At 72.1% G+C, this 24,610-nt stretch carries 21 protein-coding genes; 10 read left to right on the plus strand and 11 right to left on the minus strand.

Translation table 11 applies throughout. The features are described 5' to 3' along the window. Window positions 1–7: 7 nt before the first annotated feature. The 6 genes from AB0I81_RS39040 to AB0I81_RS39065 form a co-directional block, all read right to left on the minus strand. Complete coding sequence (locus AB0I81_RS39040; RefSeq protein WP_360667913.1) at window positions 8–1,519, minus strand: tryptophan halogenase family protein; 1,512 nt, start codon at window positions 1,517–1,519, stop codon at window positions 8–10. Then, window positions 1,516–2,049 (minus strand): flavin reductase family protein, encoded by a 534-nt coding sequence (locus AB0I81_RS39045; protein ID WP_360667916.1) that lies wholly within the window; start codon window positions 2,047–2,049, stop codon window positions 1,516–1,518. The genes AB0I81_RS39040 and AB0I81_RS39045 overlap by 4 nt, the downstream gene beginning before the upstream one ends. 67 nt (window positions 2,050–2,116) lie before the next feature. Next, window positions 2,117–3,430 carry a glutamate synthase-related protein gene (locus tag AB0I81_RS39050; protein ID WP_360667920.1) on the minus strand — a complete coding sequence of 438 codons (1,314 nt, stop codon included), beginning with the start codon at window positions 3,428–3,430 and terminating at the stop codon, window positions 2,117–2,119. Beyond that, window positions 3,427–4,419, minus strand: a complete 993-nt coding sequence (locus AB0I81_RS39055; RefSeq protein WP_360667923.1) for an asparagine synthetase A — start codon at window positions 4,417–4,419, stop codon at window positions 3,427–3,429. Before AB0I81_RS39055 ends, AB0I81_RS39050 begins: the two co-directional genes overlap by 4 nt. Continuing rightward, on the minus strand, window positions 4,416–5,723 hold the full coding sequence (locus tag AB0I81_RS39060) for a methylaspartate mutase (RefSeq protein WP_360667926.1): 1,308 nt from the start codon (window positions 5,721–5,723) through the stop codon (window positions 4,416–4,418). Before AB0I81_RS39060 ends, AB0I81_RS39055 begins: the two co-directional genes overlap by 4 nt. Continuing rightward, entirely contained in the window at window positions 5,720–6,166 is a 447-nt protein-coding gene (locus tag AB0I81_RS39065) for a cobalamin-dependent protein (RefSeq protein ID WP_360667928.1), read from the minus strand. Before AB0I81_RS39065 ends, AB0I81_RS39060 begins: the two co-directional genes overlap by 4 nt. 172 nt (window positions 6,167–6,338) lie before the next feature. On the opposite strand from AB0I81_RS39065, the gene AB0I81_RS39070 reads away from it, so the two are divergent. Further along, the gene (locus AB0I81_RS39070) at window positions 6,339–7,679 is read left to right on the plus strand and encodes an MFS transporter (RefSeq protein WP_360667931.1); all 1,341 of its coding nucleotides are present in this window, start codon (window positions 6,339–6,341) and stop codon (window positions 7,677–7,679) included. Here AB0I81_RS39070 and AB0I81_RS39075 read toward each other — a convergent pair. Both AB0I81_RS39075 and AB0I81_RS39080 read right to left on the minus strand, forming a co-directional pair. Further along, on the minus strand, window positions 7,654–8,352 hold the full coding sequence (locus AB0I81_RS39075; RefSeq protein WP_360667934.1) for a hypothetical protein: 699 nt from the start codon (window positions 8,350–8,352) through the stop codon (window positions 7,654–7,656). The genes AB0I81_RS39070 and AB0I81_RS39075 overlap by 26 nt on opposite strands. A gap of 69 nt (window positions 8,353–8,421) precedes the next feature. Beyond that, a complete protein-coding gene (locus AB0I81_RS39080; protein WP_360667937.1) occupies window positions 8,422–9,432 on the minus strand; it encodes a hypothetical protein in 1,011 nt (336 codons plus the stop codon). A 134-nt stretch (window positions 9,433–9,566) separates the two neighbouring features. Here AB0I81_RS39080 and AB0I81_RS39085 point away from each other — a divergent pair, with 134 nt between their 5' ends. Next, window positions 9,567–10,190: a TetR/AcrR family transcriptional regulator gene (locus AB0I81_RS39085; RefSeq protein ID WP_360667940.1), complete on the plus strand. Its 624-nt coding sequence runs from the start codon at window positions 9,567–9,569 to the stop codon at window positions 10,188–10,190. 342 nt (window positions 10,191–10,532) lie between these two features. Further along, window positions 10,533–11,111: an erythromycin esterase family protein gene (locus AB0I81_RS39090; protein ID WP_360667942.1), complete on the plus strand. Its 579-nt coding sequence runs from the start codon at window positions 10,533–10,535 to the stop codon at window positions 11,109–11,111. Between the two features lie 141 nt (window positions 11,112–11,252). On the opposite strand, the gene AB0I81_RS39095 is transcribed toward AB0I81_RS39090, so the two are convergent. Continuing rightward, window positions 11,253–12,068 (minus strand): NAD(P)H-binding protein, encoded by an 816-nt coding sequence (locus AB0I81_RS39095; RefSeq protein ID WP_360667945.1) that lies wholly within the window; start codon window positions 12,066–12,068, stop codon window positions 11,253–11,255. A 233-nt stretch (window positions 12,069–12,301) separates the two neighbouring features. Here AB0I81_RS39095 and AB0I81_RS39100 point away from each other — a divergent pair, with 233 nt between their 5' ends. Continuing rightward, window positions 12,302–14,908: a LuxR family transcriptional regulator gene (locus AB0I81_RS39100; RefSeq protein WP_360667948.1), complete on the plus strand. Its 2,607-nt coding sequence runs from the start codon at window positions 12,302–12,304 to the stop codon at window positions 14,906–14,908. Window positions 14,909–14,917: 9 nt separating this feature from the next. Here AB0I81_RS39100 and AB0I81_RS39105 read toward each other — a convergent pair whose 3' ends face one another. Further along, the gene (locus AB0I81_RS39105) at window positions 14,918–15,901 is read right to left on the minus strand and encodes an NAD(P)-dependent alcohol dehydrogenase (RefSeq protein ID WP_360667950.1); all 984 of its coding nucleotides are present in this window, start codon (window positions 15,899–15,901) and stop codon (window positions 14,918–14,920) included. A gap of 101 nt (window positions 15,902–16,002) precedes the next feature. Here AB0I81_RS39105 and AB0I81_RS39110 point away from each other — a divergent pair, with 101 nt between their 5' ends. From AB0I81_RS39110 to AB0I81_RS39135, 6 genes are all read left to right on the plus strand, one after another. Continuing rightward, window positions 16,003–18,423, plus strand: a complete 2,421-nt coding sequence (locus tag AB0I81_RS39110) for a LuxR C-terminal-related transcriptional regulator (RefSeq protein ID WP_360667952.1) — start codon at window positions 16,003–16,005, stop codon at window positions 18,421–18,423. A 63-nt stretch (window positions 18,424–18,486) separates the two neighbouring features. After that, window positions 18,487–18,891, plus strand: coding sequence for a GntR family transcriptional regulator (locus AB0I81_RS39115; protein ID WP_360667955.1), 405 nt, complete (start codon window positions 18,487–18,489; stop codon window positions 18,889–18,891). Further along, complete coding sequence (locus AB0I81_RS39120) at window positions 18,888–19,778, plus strand: ABC transporter ATP-binding protein (protein ID WP_360667957.1); 891 nt, start codon at window positions 18,888–18,890, stop codon at window positions 19,776–19,778. The genes AB0I81_RS39115 and AB0I81_RS39120 overlap by 4 nt, the downstream gene beginning before the upstream one ends. Next, entirely contained in the window at window positions 19,775–20,821 is a 1,047-nt protein-coding gene (locus tag AB0I81_RS39125; RefSeq protein WP_360667960.1) for an ABC transporter permease, read from the plus strand. Before AB0I81_RS39120 ends, AB0I81_RS39125 begins: the two co-directional genes overlap by 4 nt. Beyond that, on the plus strand, window positions 20,818–22,245 hold the full coding sequence (locus tag AB0I81_RS39130; protein ID WP_360667963.1) for a S41 family peptidase: 1,428 nt from the start codon (window positions 20,818–20,820) through the stop codon (window positions 22,243–22,245). The genes AB0I81_RS39125 and AB0I81_RS39130 overlap by 4 nt, the downstream gene beginning before the upstream one ends. Beyond that, window positions 22,242–23,393: an alpha/beta hydrolase gene (locus AB0I81_RS39135; RefSeq protein WP_360667966.1), complete on the plus strand. Its 1,152-nt coding sequence runs from the start codon at window positions 22,242–22,244 to the stop codon at window positions 23,391–23,393. The genes AB0I81_RS39130 and AB0I81_RS39135 overlap by 4 nt, the downstream gene beginning before the upstream one ends. On the opposite strand, the gene AB0I81_RS39140 is transcribed toward AB0I81_RS39135, so the two are convergent. After that, complete coding sequence (locus AB0I81_RS39140; protein WP_360667969.1) at window positions 23,351–24,607, minus strand: MFS transporter; 1,257 nt, start codon at window positions 24,605–24,607, stop codon at window positions 23,351–23,353. The genes AB0I81_RS39135 and AB0I81_RS39140 overlap by 43 nt on opposite strands. Window positions 24,608–24,610: the final 3 nt, after the last annotated feature.

A 24,610-nucleotide genomic window follows, 5' to 3' on the forward strand; every position in this document is an offset into this window, starting at 1 on the left:
GATCCGGTCAGCCGTTGAGCTGCTTGAGGTAGGCGTGACAACTCGGCAGCTCCTCGATGAGCTGCCCGGCCCTGCGCGGGACGCTGTCCAGCAGGGCCATGGCCTGGGCGGGGTCCGCGTGCGCGAGGGCCGGCAGCGGCGCGCCCGGCTGGGCGCCGAGGCCGATCAGCATGACCCGCCACGAGTACGGCTCGAACCCGTGGAACTGCGGCTGGATGCTCGCCGCGTCGGGCAACATCGAGCGCCACCCCGCCAGGCGCCGCTCCAGCCCGTACGGCACGGCCCGGGTCTTGGCCGCCTTCCAGTACGGCGTGTCGTCCCTGGCGGCGGCCCGGTAGTGCAGCACGAGGAACTCGCGCACGCCGTCCATCACCCCGGCCACCCGGGCGTTGTAGGCGTCGGCGAGCCCCTGGTCCCACCTGGCGTCGGGGAAACAGTTGACGAGCTGCTCCACACCGTGCTGGATGAAGAAGATCCCGGTGGACTCCAGCGGCTCGACGAACCCGCTGGACAGGCCGATGGCCACGCAGTTGTGCACCCAGGAGCGGCGGTTGCGGCCGATCCGCATCCTGATGTGGTTGGCCTCCAGCTCCGGCATACCGGGCGCGGCGAACGCGCGCAGCGTCGCCTCGGCCTCATCCGGTGAGCAGAACCGGTCGGAGTACACGTAACCGGTGCCGACCCGGCCGAACAGCGGGATCGTCCAGATCCAGCCCGCGTCCATCGCCGTGGCGGTCGTGTACGGGTCGATGCCGTGCTTGTCGAGGTCGCGCGGCACCCTCAGCGCGACCGCGCGGTTGTTCGGCAGGACGTCCTCGAAGGACAGGAACTCCTCACCGAGCACCTTGTTGATCAGCAGGCCGCGGAAGCCCGTGCAGTCGATGAACAGGTCGCCGTGGATCTTCCCGTGCTCGCCGGTGACCAGGTGGCTGATCCAGCCCCGCTCGTCCTGCCTGATCTCCGTCACGTCGTCCAGGACGTGGTGCACGCCCCTGGCTGTGCCGAGCCTGGTCAGGTACCTGGCCAGCAGCGCGGCGTCGAAGTGGTAGGCGTAGGGGAACTGGGTGCCCTGTTCGAGGGTGCCGGTCAGGAGTTCGCCGTCGAGGCGGCGCGGCGCCCGTTGCGCGTCGCAGATCGCCGGCATGACCAGGCAGCGCCGGTCGAACTCGGCCACCTTGCCGTCGAGGTGCAGCCACCAGTCGGCCAGGTCGAACCCGCCGGCGACGGGCAGCCGCTCGAAGGGGTGGTAGAAGGAGGTGCCCGGTTCGCGCCAGTTCTGGAACTTGATGGCCAGCTTGTAGCTGCCCGCGCACTCCGGCATCCAGTCGTGTTCCTCCACCCCCAGGTAGGCGAAGAAGTGGCGGATGGTGCTGAAGGTGGCCTCACCCACGCCGATGGTGGGCACCCGGGCCGACTCGACCACCGTCACCGTCACCGAGTCGCCGAACGCCCGGTTGAGGTGGGTGGCCGTCATCCAGCCGGCCGTGCCGCCGCCGACGATGACGACGTTGCGGATCATTGCGGTCCTCCTGCGGGTACGGGGTACGGCTCCGGCCAGGACGCGTAGCGGCGCCGGCCGTACAGCAGCGGGGTCGTCTCCGAGGTGCGGGTGACGTGCGAGACGCGGCCGATGACCACGACGTGATCACCGATCGTCCTGCTCTCGGTCAGCGCGCAGTCGGCGATCATGTGGGCGGCGGCGTCCAGGTGGGGGCCGCCGCAGCCCGGCGGAACGCTCCAAGCCACCCGGTCGAACCGGTCGGCCGTCCCGGAGGCGAACAGCTCGGCCGTCGGCCGCGCGTCGCGGTGCAGCAGGTTGACGGCGAAGGTACGCACGTTCAGCAGTGCCGCCAGGGTCGGGCTGGTCTCGCGCAGGCACACGAGCAGGGTCGGCGGGGTCAGCGTGACGCTGCACATGGAGGTGCACGTCATGCCCCACGGCCGCCGGTGGTCGGCCAGGGCGGTGACGATCGCCACGCCCGTCGGGAACTCGGTCATGAACGGGCGCAGGTCGATGGGGTGCGCGCCGTTGCGGGGTGTGTGCTTCACGGAAGTCGTGCGCCTTTCGTGCTCAGGCTCTTGGGGGGCAACGTGATCCTGATGGCCGCCAAGGCGGTCACGACCCGGCTCCCCGGCCCCGGCCGGCGTCCGGACCCGAGCCGGCGCCCGGGGGGCCGCCCTCCGGATCCGAGCCGACGTCCGGGGCCCAGCCGCCCTCCGGATCCCAGATGTCCTCGGGGCCCAGCCGATCGGGGGTGTACTTGCCCAGTGCGCTGATCAGCATCCGCATCTCGAAGGCCAGGCATTCGACCAGGCTGACCAGGCCGTTCTCCGGGTCCTCATCGGCCGCGACGAGCGCGGCGCGGCCCAGTCCGACGGCCGTGGCCCCCAGCGCCAGGCACTTGACCGCGCGGGCGCCTTCCCACATCCGCCCGGACACCAGCACGCACGACGGCGGCGGGCCGAGGCGGCGCAGGCACTCGGCCAGCGGCAGGCCCACCTGCCGCAGGAAGACGAGCGGCGCCCAGCCGGTGCCCGCCTCGCCGCCGTCCACCGTGACCGAGTCCGCGCCCGCCGCCCACGCGGTGTGCGCGGCCGCCCGGACGTCACGTACCGGCGGCAGCTTCACCCACACCCGGGCGCGCGGGTAGTTGTTGCGCATGAGACGGACCTGCTGGCCGAGGATCTCCTCGGTGAAGGTGCCCGGGCAGCCGCTCCGCAGCAGCGCGGCGCCCGGGCCGATCGTGGTGTCCAGAACATAGCGCCCGGCCACGCGGGCGGCGTCGGCGGGATCCAGAACGGTCATGCCGCCGAGTCCCGGCTTGGCCCCCTGCCCGGCCTTCAGCTCGAACGCCAGCCGTCCGGAGTCGAGCAGGTCCGCCACGGCCGGGTCGCTGTACACGAGGTTCCACACCTCGGAGTCGGCGTCCTCGGTGCTCTGCTGGACGACGATCCCGCCGTACCCGTCCCGCAGCTCCGCGAGGTAGGTCTTGATCCGTAAGAGCAGGCCGGCGGCGGTCTCCGTGTCGCGGTAGCCGTCCATCGAGGCCACGTTCTCGCCGATGACCAGCGGCACGCCGAGCCGCGCGGCCTGCCTGATCACCGCCAGGCCCAGTACGGAGCCGGCCACTTCGGTGGAGCCCAGCGCCGACACGTACACGGGCAGGCGCGAGGGCAGGCCGCCGATCGCCGTCGCCAGCTCCACGTCCGCGTAGGTCGGCTCGCGGCCGAGCTCGATCAGCTTCTCCAGCCGTTGTGGCATGAAGATCGGGGGCGCCAGGCGCATGCGGTCGAGGAGGTCGTCGCCGGGCTCGGCGCCGAAGACCGCGCGCCCGTACTCGCTCCAGTACGGGAACGCCGCCGCCTCGCCCGTCCTGGCCCTGGCCCTGATCGGCTCCTCGGGAAAGCCGGGGGCGTGCAGGCGGGTCACGGGGACATCACCCCCGCCAGCTTCGGGAACGGCGTGACCTGCCAGATCTCGCCGAGTCCCGTGATGTACCGGACGAGCCGCTCCAGCCCGAGGCCGAAGCCCGCGCTCGGCCGCAGGCCCTCCCTGGCCAGCTCCAGGTACCAGGCGTACTTGGCCGGGTTCTCGCCGGTCTCGCGCATCCGGGTCACCAGCCTGGCGTACTCGGACTCGCGCTCGCTGCCGCTGGACAACTCGCCGTACCCCTCGGGGGCGATCAGGTCGAAGTTGCGCAGCACACCGGCGGACGTACGGCTCTCGCGGTCGTAGAAGCCCCGCGAGCCCTTGGGATAGTCGATGACGAAGAACGGCCGGGTGGCCTTGCCCGACAACACCCGCTCCCCCGACCAGGCCAGCTCGGCGGCGCCCCGCTGCGGATGTCCCGCGCTTTCCAGGCGCTGCACCGCCTCGGTGTGCGAGATCCGGTCGAAGGGCTGGTCGAGCAGTTCGGCGAAGGCTCCGGTGTCGCGGCCGAGCGCCTCCAGCTCCCCGGCCAGGTTGCGGATCACGACGGAGACCGCGTGGGCGACCAGCCCTTCCAGTACGGCCATCGCCTCCTCGCGCGACGCCTCGGCCATCTCCACGTCGATCTGGTGGAACTCGACGAGGTGCCGCCCTGTCGAGGCCGTCTCCGGCGGTTCCAGGCGGACGTTGGGCGCGACGCAGAAGATCCGGTCGCAGGCCAGCAGCGCGGCCTGCTTGTACAGGATCGCGCTGGACATCAGCTTGTAGCGGGCACCGTAGTAGTCGATGTCCACCTGCTTGGCACCGCGTACGCCCGGGTCGGTCACCGGCCCGATGATCGGCGCCTGCAACTCGGTGAACCCACGGGCGTTGAGGAAACCGCGCACCGCGCCGAGCGTCTCCTGCTGGACCCGCAGCGCGGTCCTGGTGACCGGGGAGATCAGGTGGTCCCGCAGCGGGCCGGGCAGCCGGGGCTCATCAACGATCATGTGCTCACCTCGATCGGGTCGTATTTCCTGCGCACCCGGGTCAGGCACTCCAGCAGGTCCGCCGTGCCGAAGTGACGCCCTGCGGCGCGGCGGGGCTCCGCGACCGGCAACCGGCCGGTGTCCCGCCAGCGCAACCGGTCGTCGTGGTCGAGATAGCTGCTGGTACGCCCGGCGTTGTCCGGATGCGGGCAGTAGGGGATGTCCAGGTAGCCACGGCGGAAGGCGCGCTCCATGGCCTTGCCGACGTCATCGTCGAGATCGAGCACCGCCTCCACGATGGCGGTCGCCTCCGCCAGCACTCCGGTGTCGGACGCCGGGGGCGCGACGACTCGGGCATTCTGCGCGACGGACGCGGCAGCGTCGTACACGGCAGCGTCGTACATGACGGACGTGGCAGCGTCGTGGGCGGCGGACGCGGCGTGGCGGAGTGCGGCGACGTTCTCGGCGATGGTCGGGATGCGCGCCGACTCCGCCGTGGTCTTCACGATCAGCCGCGTCGCGCCGCCCCGGACGGCCAGCCCGGCGGCGTCGGCGAGCAGCGCCTCCGCGCCGGAGCGGGTCCTGGGGTAGAGGCCCATGTAGGCGTACAGGACGATGTGCCAGTCCAGGCCGGACAGGAAGCGGTCGCCGAGGTGCCGCAGGGCGTGCAACGCCTCGTGGTCCTGGGCGGGGCTGGCCTGCTGGGCGTAGCTGAGCGAGACGCTGCGCAGGCCGTACCGGCGGAAGAACAGCGCCTCCAGCACGCTGATCGCGACGAGCAGGCCGGGCGGGCAGAGCTGCCCGAGCATGCAGCCGCCGAACGTCTCCAGATGCGGCTCCACCCCGCTCTCGCCCGTGTCGGCGAGCATCCGGCAGCAGCGCTCCCAGCTCCGCCTGCTCTCGCGCAACGGCGTCCGGCCGTAGGGCAGGCAGTACGACACCGGGCCGCCCTCGGTCGCGGTCAGGCCCAGGTCGCACAACCTGCGGAACAGCCGGTCAGGCGTTGGCGAGCCGTGCCGCACCTGCACGGGGAAAGCGTCGTCGCGGATCCCGTCCAGCATGGCCAGCGTGGTGCCGGCGTCGTGGGCCACGATCGGGTACCCGTTGAGCTCCACCCCTGCCGCCAGCATCCGCCGCGCGCCGTCGTGGTCGCCCAGCCTGGTGTAGCTGTCCAGCGTGATGGTGCCCACCGTGGCCGGCGCGGCCGTCTTCGTCGCGGCCAGACCGCGGCGCATGTGCGCGGCGTCGCCGAAACCCATCCGCGGTTGCAACACGAGCCGGCCCGCCGCGCGGACGTCCGCCACGAACCGTCCGAACGCGGTCAATTTCCCACCCTTACCGAGACGGAATTCTCCAGAAAGGCTTCGAACAGCAATAAGTCAATGTCGGTGTCCCCGAAAACAGCGGTGAAACCGGCGGCGAGCAACGCCTGCGTATCCTTCGCCCGATCGGATCCGGCAATTCCGAGTTTCCCCCCGATGACAATGGGGACGTCCCGCAGGAGCAGTTCCCGGCGCAACAGCCGCACCGCTCGCGCCCCGTCGGCCAGTCCGTGCCCGTTGACGGTGCTCATCACGACGAGGTCGGGCTCCAGCCGGACGGCCTCACGGAGCAGCAGGTCATCCGGTACGCAGCAGCCCAGATTGCGGACGTCGTGGCCCAGCTCCTGAATGAACAGGTGCATATAGGCCAGGTTCCAGACATGCGAATCCGACGACGTACCGGTCAGCAGAACTTCAAATCGGGACCTGTTGATGGGAACCTCCACCGTTAAGTGTCTGGAATCAACGAGGGAAGGCTACTTCCGGCCGTTGTACCGGACCGGCAGTTGTGTCCGGCAGCATGCAGGCAGTTGCCGGTCACGCCCGGAAAGGCCGTCCGGAATGACGCCAGAATGCTGGAAGTTCACGCAGCCCAGGCGATCCGATCGGACGGGATTCATGGAAATCGACCGCGCGACGCCCGCCATCACCCGCGACCTCGGCCGGTACTTCGCGCTCTTATGGTTCGGGCACGCCACCAGCAAGCTCGGCAGCGCCGTGACCACCGTCGTCATGCCGCTGATCGCGATCAGCGTGCTGGGTTCGAGCACCTTCATGATCACCGTGCTGGAGGCGTCGGTCTGGCTGCCGTGGTTGCTCATCGGGCTGCCCGCCGGCGCGTGGGTCGATCGCATGCGCCGTCGCCGGACCATGATGACCTGCGACGCCGTCGCGGCGCTGGCGCTGGCCACCGTGCCGGTCGCCGCCTGGTTCGGCGTGCTGACGATGACCCACCTGATCGCCGTCGCCCTGGTACTCGGCACGGCGGCCGTCTTCTTCGCCACGGCCGCCCAGGCGGTCCTGCCCGCGCTGCTGCCGAAGGAGCGACTGCCGGGCGCGAACGCCAAGCTGCAGGGCACCGACGCCGGCGCGCTCATCCTGGGCCCGGCCGTCGGCGGCGCCATCGCCCAGGCCGCCGGGGCGGTGAGCGGCCTGCTCATCGACGCGTTCAGCTTCGTCGTCTCCGCGCTGTGCCTGCGTGGCATCCCGGTGCCGGAGTCACACCTGAACGAGCGCGCGCGACGCACCACGACGCTGCGCGAGGAGATCGGCGAGGGGATGAGGTTCGTGTGGCGCGATCCGTACCTGCGCGTCTTCACGATTCACGCGGGCGTCAGCAACCTGCCCGCCGCGGCGCTGCAGGCCATTCTGATCGTGTTCATGGTCCGCGAGGTCGGGCTGTCACAGGGGCTGGTGGGGCTGGTGCTGGGGGCGGTGAGCGTGGGCGGGGTCATCGGCGCGCTCATCGTGACCGCCCTGGCCGCGCGGGTCGGCACCGCTCGTACCATTCTGGCGGCCGAGCTCGGCGTCACGCCGCTGGCCCTGCTCGTCCCGCTGACCACCGACGGCTGGGGCCTGGTCTTCCTGCTGGTGGGCGGCCTCACAGTGAGCGTGGCCATCGTGGCCAGCAACGTGCTCATCGGCAGCTTCACCCAGGCCTACACGCCGGCCCCCCTGATGGGCAGGGTCGCGGCCAGCCAGCACTTCGTCAACTTCAGCACGCTGCCGATCGGCGCCGTGCTGGGCGGGGCGGTGGCCGAGTTGGCCGGGCTGCGCACCACCATGTGGATCATCACTTCGATGGCGGTGCTGAGCGGCCTCATCCTGCTCGCCGGGCCGCTGCGCAAGAACAAGTTCCTGCCCACCGAACCCGCCGCTGTTCCGCCTGCCGAACCCCCTGCTGGTCCGCCTGCCAATCTCCCCGAGGGTCCGCCTACCGTGCCCCCGGCAGTTCGGTGATGACGATCCGGCCGGCGGAGGCGTGCGCGGCGATCTCCGGCGCGACGCTGCCGTCCACGACCACCGTGACCTCGGCGGTCGCCCGGTTGTTGCTGACGACCGAGCTCTCCACCAGCGCGCTCTGCGCCAGCACCCGGTAGCCCTGCCCGGTCGCGCCGGTGCCCCCGCTCTGGACCAGGACGACCTGTACCCGCTGGCCGGCCTGCACCGCGTTGGGCATCTGGCCGGGCTTCAGCGCCAGGCCGACGCGCGCCTTGCCGGGCACGAGCTCCTGGTTCCAGGCCACGGTCATGTCCGTCGTGACCACGGTGCCCGGCAGCAGGGTGGCCGCGGCGACCGTCCGTGACACCTGCTCGCGGTGCGCCCACAACTCGTACGTCACCCCGTCCTCGACGACCCGCGTCTCCCGCATCGACCCCGGGTCGAGCGCCTGCCCGGCGCCGATCCGCTTGGTGATGAGGATGGCCGAGACCCGCTCGTCCGCCCGCATGATCAGGACCATGGTGGCCAGCGCGCCCCCGAGGATCAGCAGCACCGCGAGCGCGGCCAGCGCCGGCTTGCGCTCCCGGGCGGGACTCGGCAACCCTCGCGAGGCCACGGTGGTCAACCTGTCGGCCGGGCTCGCGGCGCCCGCGTCCTGAGAGCCACGTGCGGGGCCGTCTTTCGTCCACATGAACGCAGAGCTTGCCGCAGGTCACGTCCGCGCAAGCGCTGATCGGCCGATGGAACTCCAGGTAATCCGTCAACCGTCGCGGCGGGCCGTGATGGCGGTGCTCCTGGCCAGCAGGGCGAGCAGGAGAACCGTGATCGCGGCGAGGACGACCTGGCCGACGCGGTCGAAGGTGGTCTGCGCGAAGACGTAAACGGCCACGACGGAATGGGACATGAGCGCGCCGCCCGCCGCCCAGATCCGGTGCTGATCGCTCCAGCCCTCGGTGACCGTCCAGCGCAGGAAGTGCCGCCCCGCAGCGACCGCGATGACCGCCGCCAGAATCATCGGCACCAGGGACCACGCGCCCTCACCGAAGGCGGGCGGATCGCCTGCCGGGATCAGCAGGCCCAGGAAGGCGAGGGTGGCCAGCAGGGCGAACAGGCCGGACACGGCGGGCCGGGGCACCTCGCGCACCGGGGCCAGTGACGGCGTACGGCCCGGGAGCACGCGCAGGGCGAGCACGGCCAGGACCGCGACCGCGAGCAGGATGCCCGCGATGACCACCAGGGGCGCCTGATAACCGGGATCCTGCGAGGGCGGCACGGTCACGCGCACCATCCCCACCCCGAGCACCGCGAGCACGGCGACGCCGATGAGCCCGCCGCGCCGCAGGTAGGGGCGGTCGCGGTGGGCCGGGAACAGGAGGTCCACGAGCATGATCGGGATCAGCACGCTGAAGACGACGTGGTATCCGGCCTGCGCCTCCCAGTAGCCGGTGTTGATGCCGAGCACGCGCGGGCCCCACTCGGCGGCCCGGTACAGGTTGGGGCTCGACAGTGCCTGCAGCCCGATGCCGTCCTCGACCAGCTCGTACGCCAGCCCGAGCAGCAGCAGGCTCGGCCAGCCGCCCTTGAAGCGGCGCACCAGTTCCCGCACCAGCAGCACGCCCGCCCCGTACATCGGGATCAGGACCGGCAGCACGAACCACGCCATGTGCAGCGGTATCGCGCCGAAACTCAGCTCGGCGCACGCGGGCACCACCAGGGCCAGGGTCAGCGCGGCACGCCGCCGGCCTTTCAGCGGTGTCGTGGTGTCGATCATGCGGGTCCCCCTTGAGTCTTACTTAGCGAAGTAAAAATTACCTAGAGCAAGTAAAAAGCGCAACGTCACGACGGGGTGACCGACCGCCATTGACGGTGATTGCGTGTCCCCGACCAGCCTCGATACGATTACCTGTGCGAGTAAATCCAGAGGTTCAGCACACCTTCACGGCGAACGCCCGGCGCGCGCAGATCATCGCCGCCACCATCGACACGATCGTCGACCTCGGCTACGGTCAGGCCACGTTCGCCCGGATCGCCGAGCGCGCCGGCCTGAGCAGCACCCGCCTGATCTCCTACCATTTCGCGGGCAAGGCCGAGTTGATGCGGGCCGTCGTGGGCGAGGTCTACGGGCTGCTCGGCCGGTTCGCCGCCGAACGGCTGACCGACCGGCCTGACGCGCGCAGCGAGCTCAGGGCGTACATCACGGGTGTGGTCGAGTTCATCGCGGAGCACCGCGTCCAGATGCAGGCGCTGATGTCGATCTTCCTGAACTTCCGTGACGCCGACGCCGAGGCCGGCAGCACCTACGGCCCCGGCGACGACCGCGCCGCCCTCGGCCCCGTCGAGGTCATCCTGCGCAAGGGCCAGGCCAGCGGGGAGTTCCGCGACTTCGACACCTTCGTGATGGCCGCGACCATCCAGCGCAGCGTCGATGGCCTGCCCTTCCTGCTGCAGACCGCGCCCGACCTCGACCTGGACGGCTACGCCCGCGAGCTGACGACCCTGTTCGACCTGGCCACCCGCGCCCGGGGGTAGCCGCGCCAGGTGATGACGAGGTGAGAGCGATCTGGGAGCGGCCTCTGGTGTGCTCTGTGATGACACGCCACAGAATGTGCGCATCCGAGAGGAGAAAGATCGTGCTGCAGACATCCGGGGAACAGCTCAGCTGCGGAACCCGCGTGACGGCACCGACTGCCGGCACCCGCGTGACGTGACCACGGTAGCGCCCCACCCCGCCTGACAGTTGTGGCGGCGGCAGTGCTTGGACGGCCCGCGTGGCGACAGGAGAGCCGCCGGCGCGGAGTCGGGAGGGGCATCGAGTGGTCACTTGACCGTGCGAGCATGGGCAGGTGACCACTCGATGGCGGGGACGCGCCGATGCCGGATGAGGTGGCCGAGTGGCTGCAGCACGCCGATCTCGGGCAGACCATGATCGCCGCCCGGGACCGCCACATGGCCGAGAACACCGGCCTGCTCGCGGCGGAGCCCGGTGCGCGGATCGTCCTGTGGGCGCACAACGGCCATGTCATGAAAAGTCACTACACCGGCAGTACGGTCCCCGCGACGGGCCGCCACCTGGCCGACACGTACGGGGACGCCTACTACGCGATGGGGCTGCTGTTCGGGGCGGGCGAGTTCCGCGCCCGCCCGTCACGGTTCGGCAGGATCCTGCGAGGACGGTCACCCGTGCGCATCCGCGTCCCGGCCGCCTCCGCGCCGCGCATCGTGGAGGCGCGCCTGGCCGCCGCCCACCCCGGGGACTACGTGGTGGACCTCCGGGGCGGCGGGCGGCCCGAGGCCGTGGCCGCCTGGCTGGGCGAGCGCACCTTCACCCGCGGCTTCGGGGCGGTGGCCGGGCGGTTCATCGCGAAGACCGCCTTCTCGCCCGCGGTGCTCGGGGAGATGTACGACGGGCTCACGTTCGTGCCCCGCACAACCTGCTCCACACCGCTATAGCACCGCCCCTCCACAGCACCCCTTCGACAGCACCGCCCTTCCACAGCACCGCCCTTCCACAGCACCGCGCCTTCACAGCGCCGCCTTCACAGCGCCGCCCTTTAGCCCTTCATGGCGGCGCCCTTCTTGTCCGGTGCGGGCTCAGGACCACGCTCCGGTCGCGGCGACCCGGGCCGCGTAGTCCGCGAAGGCGATCGGGTCGCGTCCCAGGGCCCGGCGCACCCCATCGGCCGGATCGGCGCTGATCCCGGCCCGATGCAGCTCGAACTGGGCGTTCAACGCCTCCACGGCGGCCTCCGGATAACCCTCCGCGAGCAGTTCGTCCCGATACTGCTCAGGAGTCAGCTCCACGTACTCGATCGAGCGGCCCGCCGCCCTGGCCATGACCTCGACGGCCGAGGCGAAGGTCAGCCGGTCGGGACCGGCCAGGTCGTACACGTGGCCCGCGTGCCCGTCCCGCGCCAGCGCGGCGGCGGCGACCGCGGCCACGTCGTCGGCGTCCACGAACGGCTCGGGCACCTGCCCGATCGGCAGGGCCAGCCGTCCCGCCCGCAGGGGCGCGTGCCACAGGCCCTCGTCGAAGTTCTGGTTGAAGTTGTTCGGCCGCAGAATCGTCCACTCCGCGCCAGAATCGCGTACGGCCTTTTCCGCGGACGCCATTCCGGCCCCGAAGCCGTTGTCGACCAGGTCCATGCCCCTCCCGGACAACACCACGAAACGCCGCACACCGGTCGCGTCCTGGACGAACTTCCGCACGGGGGCGGGGTCGTCGGGCGCCACGAGGTAGACGGCTTCGGCGGCGCCCACCGCCTCCCGCCAGGTCTCCGGGGCCGTCCAGTCGAAGCGCAGGCGGCTGGAGCGGGAAGCGGGCCGTACCCGCTCGCCCTGGGCCTGCAGCAGACTCACCACACGGCGGCCGGTCTTGCCGGTCGCGCCCAAAACAAGGATCTCGTTCATGTGGTCCAGCCAACCGTGACAACAGCGGGACGGACATGGGTGAGCGTACGCGGCACCTGTGCGATCGTCCGCCGGGATGGCCGTGCACTGTCCGAGCCGGAGAGGAGCACGCCATGAGACCCTTGCCGATCACCCAGATCAGCCGGACCATCTGCCCGAAGGCGTGGCAAGCCCCCGTCATCCGCCCGCCGATGAGCGGCGAAGGACACATGAGGCGAGCGAAGGGGGCTGCCATGGGAGGGTGGCCGTTCGTCGGACGGGAAGCCGAGCTGGATCGCGTCCGTTCAGGTCTGTCCGCGGGAGAGGCGATCGGGGTGGTCATCTCGGGGGAGGCCGGGCTCGGCAAGACCCGGCTGGCCCGCGAGATCCTGGCCGAACAGGCGGCCGGCGGGTGCGCGACGGGCTGGGTCGCCTCGACCAGGGCGCTGGCCTCCGTGCCGTTCGGCGCGGTCGCGGCGCTGCTGCCCGCAGAACGGATCCCGCACGAGCCTGGCCTGTCGATGTTGCCGCTGGTCGCCGCACGAGTACGCGAGCAGGGCGGCGGCCGGCGCCTGGTGCTCGGGTTCGACGACGCCCACCTGCTCGACGAGGGCTCGGCCGCCGTGCTCGGGCACCTGGTCGCGCAGGGGCTCATCGTGCCGGTGGTGACCGTACGCGGCGGTGAGCCGGTGCCCGACGCGGTCGTCGCCCTGTGGAAGGACGGTCCCGCCGTGTGGCTGGACCTCGACCCGCTGCCGCCGACGGCCGTCGATCGGCTGCTCGGGCACGAACTGCCCGGCGACATCGAGGGCGCGACGCGTACCCGGCTGCACGGCCTGGCCGCGGGCAACCCGCTGGCGCTGCGCGAACTGCTGTCGGGCGCGCTCGCGGACGGGACGTTGCGCAGGGCGTACGGGGTGTGGCACTTCAGCGGCGGAGCCCGGCTGCGCGGCGGCGTGCGGCGGCTGCTGCTCAACCGGCTGCGCCCGCTGGACCGGCCCACCAGGCTCGTGCTCGAACTCCTGGCCTGCGGGGAGCCGCTGCAGCCCGCGCTCCTGGAGGGGCTGGCCGGCGCGGCGGCGGTCGAGGCGGCCGAGGACTGCGGGCTGGCGGTGTCGGAGCGGGCGGGCGCCCGCGTACAACTCCGGCTCGCCCATCCGCTCTACGGCGAGTTGTTGCGCGCGGAGTTGCCGGCCGCGCGGGCCAGGCTGCTGGCGGGCCGCCTGGCCGGCGCCGCGCTGGCCGCGCCGCTGCGCCGCCGCGACGACGCGCTGCGCGCCGGGATCTGGCAGCTCGAAGGCGGCCGCGTGACCAGGCCCGACATCGTACGCCTCGGCGCGCGGCAGGCCGTCGAACGCGCGGACCTGGCGCTGGCGGAACGGCTGGCGCGGGCGGCGCGCGACGCGGAGCCTGGCACCACGGGCGACGCCCTGCTGTCGGAGATCCTCGAATACCGCGGCTTCAGCTCGGAGGCCGTCGCCGTGTTGTCCGACGTGCCCCCGGCGGGCCCGGAACGTACGCGGTGGGCGCTGGCCCGCTCCGACACCCTCTACTTCGGCGCCGGAGACGTCCCCGCCGCCCTGCGCGTGCTGGACCTGGCCGACGAGGACCCGGGCAGGGACATGATCGAGGGCAACAGGTCGTGGATCTACCTGTTCGACGGGCGGTGCGCCGCCGCGATCGAGTCGGCCAGGCGGCTGCTGGCGTGGCGGTCGGCGAACCCCCAGGCGGTCATGTGGTCAACGGTGGCGGGCACGCTGGCGTCCGGGTTCCTGGGCAAGCCCGCGGAGTCGGCCTACTTCCACGACCGGGGGCAGGCGCTGATCGCCGAGCATGGGGAGACGTACCCGTGGAGCGTGGTGCAGCACAGCCTCGCCCGCTGCCTGGCCTACCTGGCCATCGGCGACCTGGTCACGGCCTGGGAGGAGGCCGAGGAGGGCTACCGCGCGATCCTGGCCGGGCCCGCGCCGCTCATGTCGGCGGGCTCGGTGGGCTTCCGCGGGCTCGTCGAGTGCGCCCAGGGGCGGCCCGTCACCGCCACGCGGTCGTTGTGCGAGGCCGTGGCCGCTCTCCAGGACCGCGACACCATGCGGATGACCGGCGCTTTCATGGCCGGGCTCGGCACGGCGAGCGCGTTGTGCGGTGACGCGTCCGGCGCGCGGGAGTGGGTCCAGCGCACCGTGTGGCGGGACAACGGCGCCAACCGGCTGTTCACGCCCTGGGCCGTGCTCGCGGACGCCTGGGCGCACGCCGCCGCCGGGGAGCTGACCGACGCCACCGCCTGCGCGGGCCGCGCCACCGCGCTGGCCAGGGACATCGGCCTGCCCGCCGTGGAGTGCCAGGCCGGCTACGACGTGGCCCGGCTGGGCGGGGCGGCGGACCTGGACCGCATGGACGAACTCGGCGCGGCGCTCGGCACCCCGTTCAGCCGGGCGGTGGCGACGGCCGCGCACGGGCTCGCGGAACCCGACGGCGACGCGCTCTGCGAGGCGGCCACCGTCTTCGCCCGGCTCGGCCACGACCTCCTGGCGGCCGAGGCCACCACCGTCGCGGCCCGCTCGTACCGCGAGGCCGGGCTGCCGGCCAAGGCGTCGCTCGCGGCCGAGCGCGCGGCCCGGCTCCGCGACCGCTGCGAGGGGGCCGTGACGCCGCTGCTGGAACACGAGCACACCGCCGTGCTCACCCGCAGGGAACGCGAGATCGCCGTCATGGCGGCCCGGCACAGCAGCAGGCGCGTCGCCGAACGGCTCGGGCTCACGGTGGCCACCGTGAACAACAACCTGGCCAGGGTGTACGCCAAGCTCGGCATCTCCAGCAGGGGCGAGCTGGCCGCGCTGGTGGATGGCGACGACCGGCCCTGACCCCGGCCGTCACACGGTGACCACGACCTTGCCCCTGGCGTGCCCCCTTTCGAGGTACCGGATGGCCTCGGCGGCCTCGTCCAGCGGGTAGGTGCGGTCGATGACCGGTTTGACCTTGCCTGCCTCGATGAGCCGGCTGACGGCGGCCAGGTCGTCGCCGCTGACGCGGCACAGGAAGAAGGCCACGCGAGGCGTCAGGGCGGTCTTGGCCATGCCGAGCACCGGGCCGAGCCAGTCGCCGGGAGACGGCGCGCACTCCACCATCACGCCACCGGGCGCGAGCACGCGCCGGTTGGCGATGACGCCGTGGTTGGCGACCAGGTCGAGCAGCACGTCGTAGCGCCTGCCGCCGCGCGTGTAGTCCTCCTTGGTGTAGTCGATGACGTGGTCGGCGCCGAGCGAGCGGACCAGCTCCGTGTTGGGCGTGCTGCACACCCCGGTCACCTCGGCGGCGCCCAGGGCCTTGGCGATCTGGATCGCGAACGTGCCCACGCCGCCCGCCGCCCCGTTGACCAGCACCCGGTGCCCGGCCCTGACGCGGCCCTTGTCGCGCAGGGGTTGCAGGGCGCTGAGTGCCGCCACCGGCACGGCCGCGGCCTGCTCGAACGTCAGGCCGGCCGGGATCTTGCGCAGCATGGCGTCCTGGCGCAGGCAGGCGTACTCGGCCAGGCCGGTGGTGCCGAGGGTGAGGTCCGTGCCGCAGCCGCCGTACACCTCATCGCCGGGACGGAAGCGGGTGACGTTGCCGCCCACCGCTTCGACGGTGCCCGCCAGGTCCCCGCCCAGCGCGGACATTTTGGGCCGGAACAGGCCCATGTCGAGGCGGGCGACGTACGGCTTGCCTCTCATGTTGTGCCAGTCCAGCGGGTTGACCGAGGCCGCGCGCACGCGGATCAGCACGTCGTCGTCCCCCACCTCTGGCGTGGGGGTGTCCTCCAGGCGCAGGACCTCCGGAGGCCCGTACGCGTGGTAGCGAATCGCCTTCATCACCATGCGTCCAGCGTGCGATCCGGCGCGGGCACGGCGGAATCACGAGAATTCGTGATTGGCGGGCGGGAACGAACGCCCGGGGCGGTAGTAGTGTCCGAGCCACCATGGCCAGACCCCCGCACCGCTCGGGCAATCTGCCCGAAGAGGTGAGCAGTTTCGTCGGCCGCCGTCGTGAGCTCGCCGCGGTCAGGAGCAGGCTCGCCGAGTCCCGCCTGGTGAGCCTGGTCGGGCCGGGCGGGGTCGGCAAGACGCGCCTGGCGCTGCGGGCGGCGGCCGGGCTCTGGCGCGCGTTTCCCGGCGGCGCGTGGCTGGTCGAGCTGGCGGAGGTACGCGATGCCGCGCTGGTCGGCGACGCCTTCATGGCAGCCCTGGATCTGCGGGCGCAGACGCCGGCCGAGCCGTCCGCGGTGCTGCTGCCGTACTTGCGGGATCGCAGGTTGTTGCTGGTGGTGGACAACTGCGAGCACCTGCTCGCGGCGGTCGCCGGGCTCGTCGCGGACGTGCTGCGGGCCGCGCCGGGCGTGCGGGTGATCGCGACCAGCCGGGAGCCGCTGTCGGCGCCGGGCGAGCACGTGGTGCCGGTGCCGCCGCTCGACCTGCCTGACGACCGCCTCTCGCCGGCGAAGCTGCGGCAGAACGAGGCGGTCGCGCTGTTCACCGAGCGGGCCGCGGCGGCGTCGGGCACGTTCGAGCTGACCGCGGCGAACCAGGCGGCGGTGGCCGGGTTGTGCCGCCGCCTCGACGGGCTGCCGCTGGCGATCGAGCTGGCGGCCGTACGGACGCGGGTGTTGTCCGCCGAACAGCTCCTCGACCGCCTCGACGACCGGTTCGGGCTGCTCACCGAGGGTGTACGGCTCCCCCGCCACCAGACGCTGCGCACCACCATCGACTGGAGCCACGACCTGCTGGACCCCGCGGAGCGCACGTTGCTGCGGCGGTTGTGCGTGTTCGCGGGCAGGTTCACGCTGGAGGACGTCGAGTCGGTCTGCGCGCAGGAGGGCGTCCCCGCGCTGGGCCCGCTGTCGTCGCTGGTCGACAAGTCCCTGGTGACGAAGGAGGAGGCCGGGGGCCTGGCCTGCTACCGCCTGCACGAGACGATGCGCGAGTACGCCGCGCTCAGGCTGCGCGAGGCCGGCGAGGAGGAGGCGCTCGGCCGCCGGTTCACCGGCTACTACACCGCGCGCTGCCTGCGGGTCGCACCGCAGGTCAGGCAGCGGCTGGCCGAGTGGCTCCGGTGGATGGACCTGGAGATCGACAACGTGCGCGCGGTCCTGAGGTCCTGCCTGAACGGCGGGGACGGCGGGGACGGCGGGGACAGCGGGGACAGCGGGGACAGCGGGGACAGCGGGGACAGCGGGGACAGCGGGGACAGCGGGGACAGCGGGGACAGCGGGGACAGCGGGGACGGCGGGGACGGCGGGGACGGCGGGGACGGCGGGGACGTGGCGCGCGGGATGAACCTGATCTACGCCGTCGGCTACTACTGGATCACCCGCGCGCCGAGCGAGGGCGTCCGGTGGATCGACGAGCTGCTCGCCTGCGCGGGCGGCGGGCCGCAGGCGCGGGCCAGGGCCTGCTTCATGCGCGGCTTCCTGGCGGTGTTGCAGTCGGACGCGCCCAGCGCCGGTCCGGTGCTGGCGCAGGCGGTGGACGCGGCGCGGACGGCGGGGCTGCCGGCCGTGCTGGCGCAGTCGCTGGCGCTGGCCTCGATGGCGGCGAGCATGTCGGGTGACCGGCAGGCGGCGCAGCGACTGGGCGAGCGAGCCCGCGCCGTCGCCGAACAGGCCGGGGACGACCAGGCCACGCTCATGGTCCTGCAGTCGCGCGCGCTCAACGGCCTGTCCGAGGGCGACCTGGACGCGGTCGAGGAGGCGGCGGCGCAGGGCGTGCGCCTGGCCAGGGAGACGGGCGACCTCTACAGCCTCGACATGATGCTGCTGAACCTGGGCTCGGCCAGGCTGATCGCCGGGGCGCTCGACGAGGCCGGGCCGCTGCTGGCGGAGGCGCTGCGGGTGGCGTACCGGATCGACGACCGGGTGGGTCAGTACGTGCTGCTCGACGCCCTGGGCTGCCACGCGGCGGGCTCCGGCCGGGCGCGGCAGGCGGCGCGGCTGCTGGGGGCGGCCGAGACGGTACGCGCGCAGGCCGGCGCCCGGATGTTGCCCTTCCTGCCGCCCCTGCTGGCCGGGGCCGGGGAGGCGGCCAGGGCGGAGCTCGGGGCGGCGGCGTTCGAGAGCGAGTTCGCCGACGGCAGGCGCATGGGCAGGGACGAGGCGATCGGGCTGGCGCTCGGCGAGCCGGCCGAGGCCGGGCAGGGACTCCAGGAGGAGGTGGCCGCGCCGCTCGGCAGGCGGGAGGCGCAGGTCGCCGTGCTGGTCGCCGAGGGGCTCAGCAACAGGCAGATCGGGGCGCGGCTGTTCATCTCCGAGCACACCGTGGACAGCCACGTACGCGCGATCATGAACAAGCTCGGCGTCAACTCGCGCGCACAGATCGCCGCCTGGATGGCCGCGCCCAGGCCGTAGCGGGACTCCCGACTTTATCCGCGTCGTATAGTCATACTCCTAAAGTGCTAGGAGACTAGATAAATGGAGGAACCGTTGATCGAGTTCCACCTGGACAGCAGGTCGGGCCTCTCGCCGTACCTGCAGCTGGTCCAGCAAGTACGCCACGCGCTCCGGCTCGGCCTGCTGCGCGAGGGCGACCAGTTGCCCACCGTCAAGGAGGTCGTGGCGCAACTGGCGATCAACGCCAACACCGTTCTCAAGGCGTACCGGGAGCTCGAACACGAGGGCCTGGTCGCCGCCCGGCCGGGCGTGGGCACGTTCGTGACCGCGCGGCTCGCCGACACCTCGCTGGCCGCGCACGGCCCGCTGCGGCTGGAGCTGCGGCGCTGGCTGGCCAAGGCCCGCCGGGCCGGCCTCGACGACGAGAGCATCGAGGCCCTGTTCATCACCACTTTTCGAAGCGCCGCTGAGGAGGACATAGCGTGACCTCTGTCCTGGAAGCCCAGGGACTGGGCAAGCAGTACGGCAGACGCTGGGCTTTACGCGACTGCACCATCGACATCCCGGCCGGCCACGTCGTCGGGCTGGTCGGCCCCAACGGCGCCGGCAAGACCACGCTGCTCAAGCTGGCCTGCGGCCAATCGCGGCCGACCACGGGCGGCATCACCGTACTGGGCGGCCGTCCCGCCGGCGACGCCGTGCAACTCGCCAAAGTCGGCTTCGTCGCCCAGGACACCCCCGTCTACTCGGGGCTGAGCATCGCCGACCACCTGCGGCTGGGCGCCCGGCTCAACCCCCGCTGGGACGCCGCGATGGCGAGCGACCGGATCGCGTCGCTCGGCCTCGATCCCGCACAGCGCGGCGGCAGGCTGTCCGGCGGCGAGCGCGCGCAACTCGCCCTCACCCTCGGTCTGGCCAAGCGGCCGGAGCTGCTGATCCTGGACGAGCCGGTCGCCTCGCTCGACCCGCTGGCCCGCAGGGAGTTCCTGCAAGGGCTGATGGAGGCCACGGTCGAGCACGGGTTCAGCGTCCTGCTCTCCTCCCACCTGGTCTCCGACCTGGAGCGGGTCTGCGACTTCCTGATCGTGCTCGTCGACTCCCGCGTCCAGGTGGCCGGGGAGGTCGACCAGTTGCTGGCCACCCATCACCGGCTCACCGGGCCGCGCCGCGAGCCCGATCGACTGCCCGCCGACCAGCACGTGGTCTCGGGGCGGCACACCGACCGGCAGAGCACGTACGTGGTGTGTACCGACGCCCCCATCCACGACCCCGCCTGGATGGTCTCCCAGCTCAGCATGGAGGACCTCGTGCTGGCCTACATGGACAAACGCACCGAGGACAACCGGCGGGTCGCTCTGGAGGTGCGGCGATGATCTGGCTCACCTGGCGTCAGTTCCGCGGCTCGGCCGCGATGATGGCCGCGTTGCTCGTCGTCCTGGCCGTCACCCTGGCCCTGACCGGCCCTGACCTGGCCGCCGGTTTCTCGGCCGGGCTCGCCGACTGCGTCCCGAACAACACCTGCGACCGCTTCTACGACGTGTTCCTCGACACGTACCAGACCCCGTTCATGGCGCTCAGCCTCGTCGTGCTGCTCCTGCCCGGCCTGGCCGGGCTCTTCTGGGGGGCGCCGCTGGTCACCCGCGAGCTGGAGACGGGCACGCACCTGATGGTGTGGAACCAGAGCATCAGCCGCGGGCGCTGGCTGGCGGTCAAGCTCGCGCTGATCGGCCTGGCCACCGTGGCCGTCGCCGGCCTGTGCGGCCTCATGGTGACCTGGTGGTCCAGTCCCCTGGACAGGTCGGCCGTCGAGGACCTGGCGCTGATGGCTCCCCTGGTGTTCGGCGCGCGCGGCATCGCACCCATGGGGTACGCGGCCTTCGCGTTCGTCCTGGGCGTCACCATGGGCATCCTGGTACGCCGCACGCTGCCCGCCATGGCGCTCACGCTGGCCGTCTTCGCCGCGCTCCAGCTCGCCATGCCGCTGGCGGTCCGCGCCCACCTGATGCCCCCGATCACCGCGACCTTCGAGCTCAGCAGGGCGAACCTGGAAGGCATCAACATCCCGCGCGACGGCGGCCAGTATCCGCAGATCGGGCTGAAAGATGCCGTTCCAGGACACGCCGGCGCCTGGGTCCTGACCAGTAACCTGCTCGATCCTTCCGGACGGGTGGTCTCCGGCAACGACCAGGGATCCTATGTCCGGGTCTCCAGCACGTCGGGGCCCTGCGCGCCATCGAGCGGGGCGGGCGACGGGTGCCTGGTGGAGATCAACCGGCTCGGCTACCGGCAGCAGGCGACGTACCAGCCGCTTGAGCGCTTCTGGCCCTTCCAGTGGATCGAGACCGGCATCTACGCCCTGCTCACCCTCGGCCTCACGGGGCTGGCCTTCTGGGCCATGCGCAGGCGGCTGTCATGAGCGCCGCCAGGAGCGCGGCCGCCGGGATGGCCCTTCTCCTGGCGGCGGCCTGCACGGCGCCGGCGCCGCCGCGCGGCGGGACGGGCCCGGAGTCCGGTGCGGTCTGCGCGGCGCCGCAGGGAAGGCCGCCGGCGGAGACGCCCACCACGATCGACGTCGTCGAGCAGGGGTACTTCTGCATCCTCGGCAACTACTACAGCGGCGCCACGCTGGATGCCCGCTCGCTGCTGATCGCCGGGTTCGTCGCGCTGACGCAGGAGCTCAACCGCAACGGGCGCGACGTGCCGGAAGCCGTCATGCCGCCGCTGAAAGGTGACCGCAAAGCCGACTGGACCGCCTTCGAGGCCGTCTTCCGCAAGACCACCGCCCGGGTGCCCGACCTGAGCACCAAGCTGGCCATCGTCACGCTGGAGGGCATGGTGGCCGCGCTCAACGACAATCACGCCTCCTGGAGGCACGAGGCCAACAGCTCGAAGCGGCACCCCGACCACTACGACGGCGACGGTTACGGCCTGGGCTTCAAGGCGAACGCCGAGGGTGACCGCAACCTGGACGTCGCCGTCCCTCCGCTGTTCGTCACCACCGTGGAGGGCGGCGCGGCGCGGAAGGCCGGGCTGCGCCCCGGCGACATCATCGAATCGATCAACGGCATGCCGCCCTTCCTCGACGGGAAGGCCACGCCCGCGATCGCCGCCCTCGACCCGGAGTACCCGGAGGCGCGCCCGGTCCGCCTGCGGCTGTTGCGGCAGAGCACCGGCCGCCGCTGGAACGTGTCGCTCAAACCCGGCCTCTACCCGCGGGACCTGGCCTCCCTGCAGGTGGTGCAGTCGAAGCTGCTGGACGACAGCATCGCCTACGTACGGGTGCGCGGGTTCGCTCCCGACGCGGCGGACCGGGCGTTCAAGGCGATCTCCAGGCTGCGTACCGGCCGGACGCTCACCGGCGTCGTGCTGGACCTGCGCGGCAACAACGGCGGCCTCGTCACCGAGTCGACCCGGCTGCTGAGCGCGTTCGTGCACGGCAAGGTCACCCACCACCTGTGCACAGTGGACGACAAGTGCGAGAGCCTGCGGACCGACGACACCGTCGAACTGGTCGGCCTGCCACTGATCGTGCTCACCGACCGCGGCTGCGCCTCGGCCTGCGAGCACGTCAGCTCCACGGTCAAGGACCTGCGCCTCGGCCGGCTGGTCGGCACCAGGACCGCCGGGGTCATGTCGGGCCCGGCCCAGTCGTTCCTGCTCGGCAACAACACCGTCCTGGCCTTCCCGGCGCGGCACGGCCTGGGAACCGATCGGGAGGAGATCAACCTGATCGGGGTGCCGCCCGACCACCACGTGCCCCCGACCCCGCAGGACGCGGCGGCCGGCCGCGACGCCGCCCTGGCCAAGGCGCTCGCCCTGCTGAACGGACCTCCCCGATGAGACAGATCCTGGCGGTGGCCGCCGGACTGGCCGTCCTCGCCGTGTCCGCCTGCTCCGCGCCTACGCCGCCCCGCTCCGCCGTCCCGTCGCCCACCCCGGCCGGACCCGCCACCCTGCCCGCCCCCACCGGCCCTCACCCCGTCGGCAGCACTGTCCTGCACCTGACGGACACCTCCCGCCCCGACCCCTGGAACCTCGACGTGGACGCCAGGGAACTCAGGGTCACCCTGTGGTACCCGACCGAGCAGCGGGACGGGGAACGGGCGCCGTACATGACGCCGAAGGAGTCGGAGTTGTTCCTGCGGGCGAGGTCGATCGGCGGCGTGCCGGGCGACATCCTCAGCAAGACCCGGACGAACGCCGTCAAGGACGCCGAACCCACCGGCCGCAAACTCCCACTGGTCGTGCTCTCCCCCGGCTTCACCCGATCCGTGAACGCGCTCACCTCACTGGCCGAGGACCTGGCCAGCCGCGGGTACGTCGTGGCCGGCATCGACCACACCTACGAGAACTACGCCACGACTCTGGCCGACGGGCGGATCGCGGAGTGCCTGGCCTGCGACAGCGACAGCGACTCGGGCTTCGGTACGGGGGTCGTCGAGGTGCGGGCGGCCGACGTGTCCTTCGTCCTCGACCAGTTGCCGGGCAAATGGGATGGCTCCGACCGGATCGACCCGTCCAGGATCGCGATGGCGGGCCAGTCGATGGGCGGGGCCGGCGCCGTCGCGGCCATGGTGAAGGACTCCCGCGTACGCGCCGGGATCGACATGGACGGCACCACCTACGCCCGGATCCCCAAGGGCGGGTTCTCCCGGCCGTTCATGTTCATCGGCTCGGCGCAGCACGTCCCCGGCGCCGGCACCGCCGAGTGGGCGCGCGACTGGAAGTTGCTGACCGGGTACAAGCGCTGGCTCGTGATGTCCGGCATGGAACACCACTCCTTCACCGACGTCCCGCTGCTGGCGGACACCCTCGGCATCACGCCCACCCACGGCACGGTGCCCGCGGCGCGCGCCGCCGAGCTCACCCGCACGTACGTGGCCGCCTTCCTCGACCGGCACCTGCGGTCCGGGCGCAGCCCGCTCCTGGACGAGCCGTCCTCGCGCTACCCCGAGGTCAAGCTCTGCGCGCCGCCCGGCTGCGCCTGAGCCCGGTCCCGCCGCGGCAACAGGGGCGCCGCGGCGCACATCAGGGCCGCCGCCGCGTACAGCGTGACGCGGCTGTCGGCCCAGGTGGCGACGAGGCCACCGAGCAGGATGAACAGCGGCTGGGTGACCGTCGTCGCGAACGACCACAACGCGCCCACCCTGGCCATCAGCTCGTCGGGGGTCTGCTGCTGGCGGTAGGAGGTCATGGTGGAGTTGGCCGCGCCGGCGAACAGCAGCACCATGCCGAAGCCGAACCCGCACATCAGCAGGCCGGGCGTGCCGGGCACGGCCAGGGGAATCAGGAAGTACCACGGGCCGCGCAACATGCTCGCCCACCACAGGGCGCGTACGGAGCCCAGCCTGGCCACCAGCCGTGGTGCCAGGTGGGCCCCGGCGAAGCCGCCCAGCGACGGGACGCCCATGATCAGCCCGTACTGCCAGGCGTCGAAACCGAGGTCGCGCAGGTAGAAGACGGCCGACACCGAGGCCGCCATGGAGCTCGCCCCCGCGAACATCACCCAGCTCACCAGCATCGGGCGCAGCGCCGGATGCCGCCAGGCGAACCCCAGCCCGGCGAACAGCTCCGCGCGCCGCGACGCCTTCGGCTCGCGTACCGGCGGCTCGGGCTCCGGGGTGCGCAGGGCCCGCACGGCCAGCCCACTGAACACGAAGGACACCGCGTCGATCACCAGCGCTCCCACCGGCCCGAGCACGCCGATCAGCCCACCGGCGGCCGACGGGCCGACCGAGATGCCGAGCCAGCGGGTCGACTCCAGGCGGCTGTTGGCCTCGACCAGGCCGGGGCCGGAGACCAGCGCCTTGAGGTGGGACTGGGCGGCGGCGTTGTAGGCGATCTGGCAGGAGGCGTTCACGACGGCGATCACGCACAGCTGCGCGAAGGTCAGCACGCTCAGGGCCGCCGCCATCGGTACGCTCGCCAGGCTCACGCACCTGACGACGTCCGTCGTGATCATGATGGGTCGTTTGCGCCTGAACTCGACGTGCGTGCCCAGCGGGAAGGCCAGCAGGGCGGTGGTGACCGCGGTGAGCGCGGCCAGCAGGGCGACCTGGAAGGCGGAGGCGTCGATGACGGTGACGGCGACCACGGGCAGGGCCACCATGCCTACGGCGGAGCCGAGCTGACTGACGGTCGTACCCGTCCACAACAACCGGAAGTCCCGCCGCTCGTGGGCGTTGGCTCGGGGGGAGATCACCAT

The organism is Nonomuraea sp. NPDC050404, assembly GCF_040655495.1.
Lineage (GTDB): Bacteria > Actinomycetota > Actinomycetes > Streptosporangiales > Streptosporangiaceae > Nonomuraea.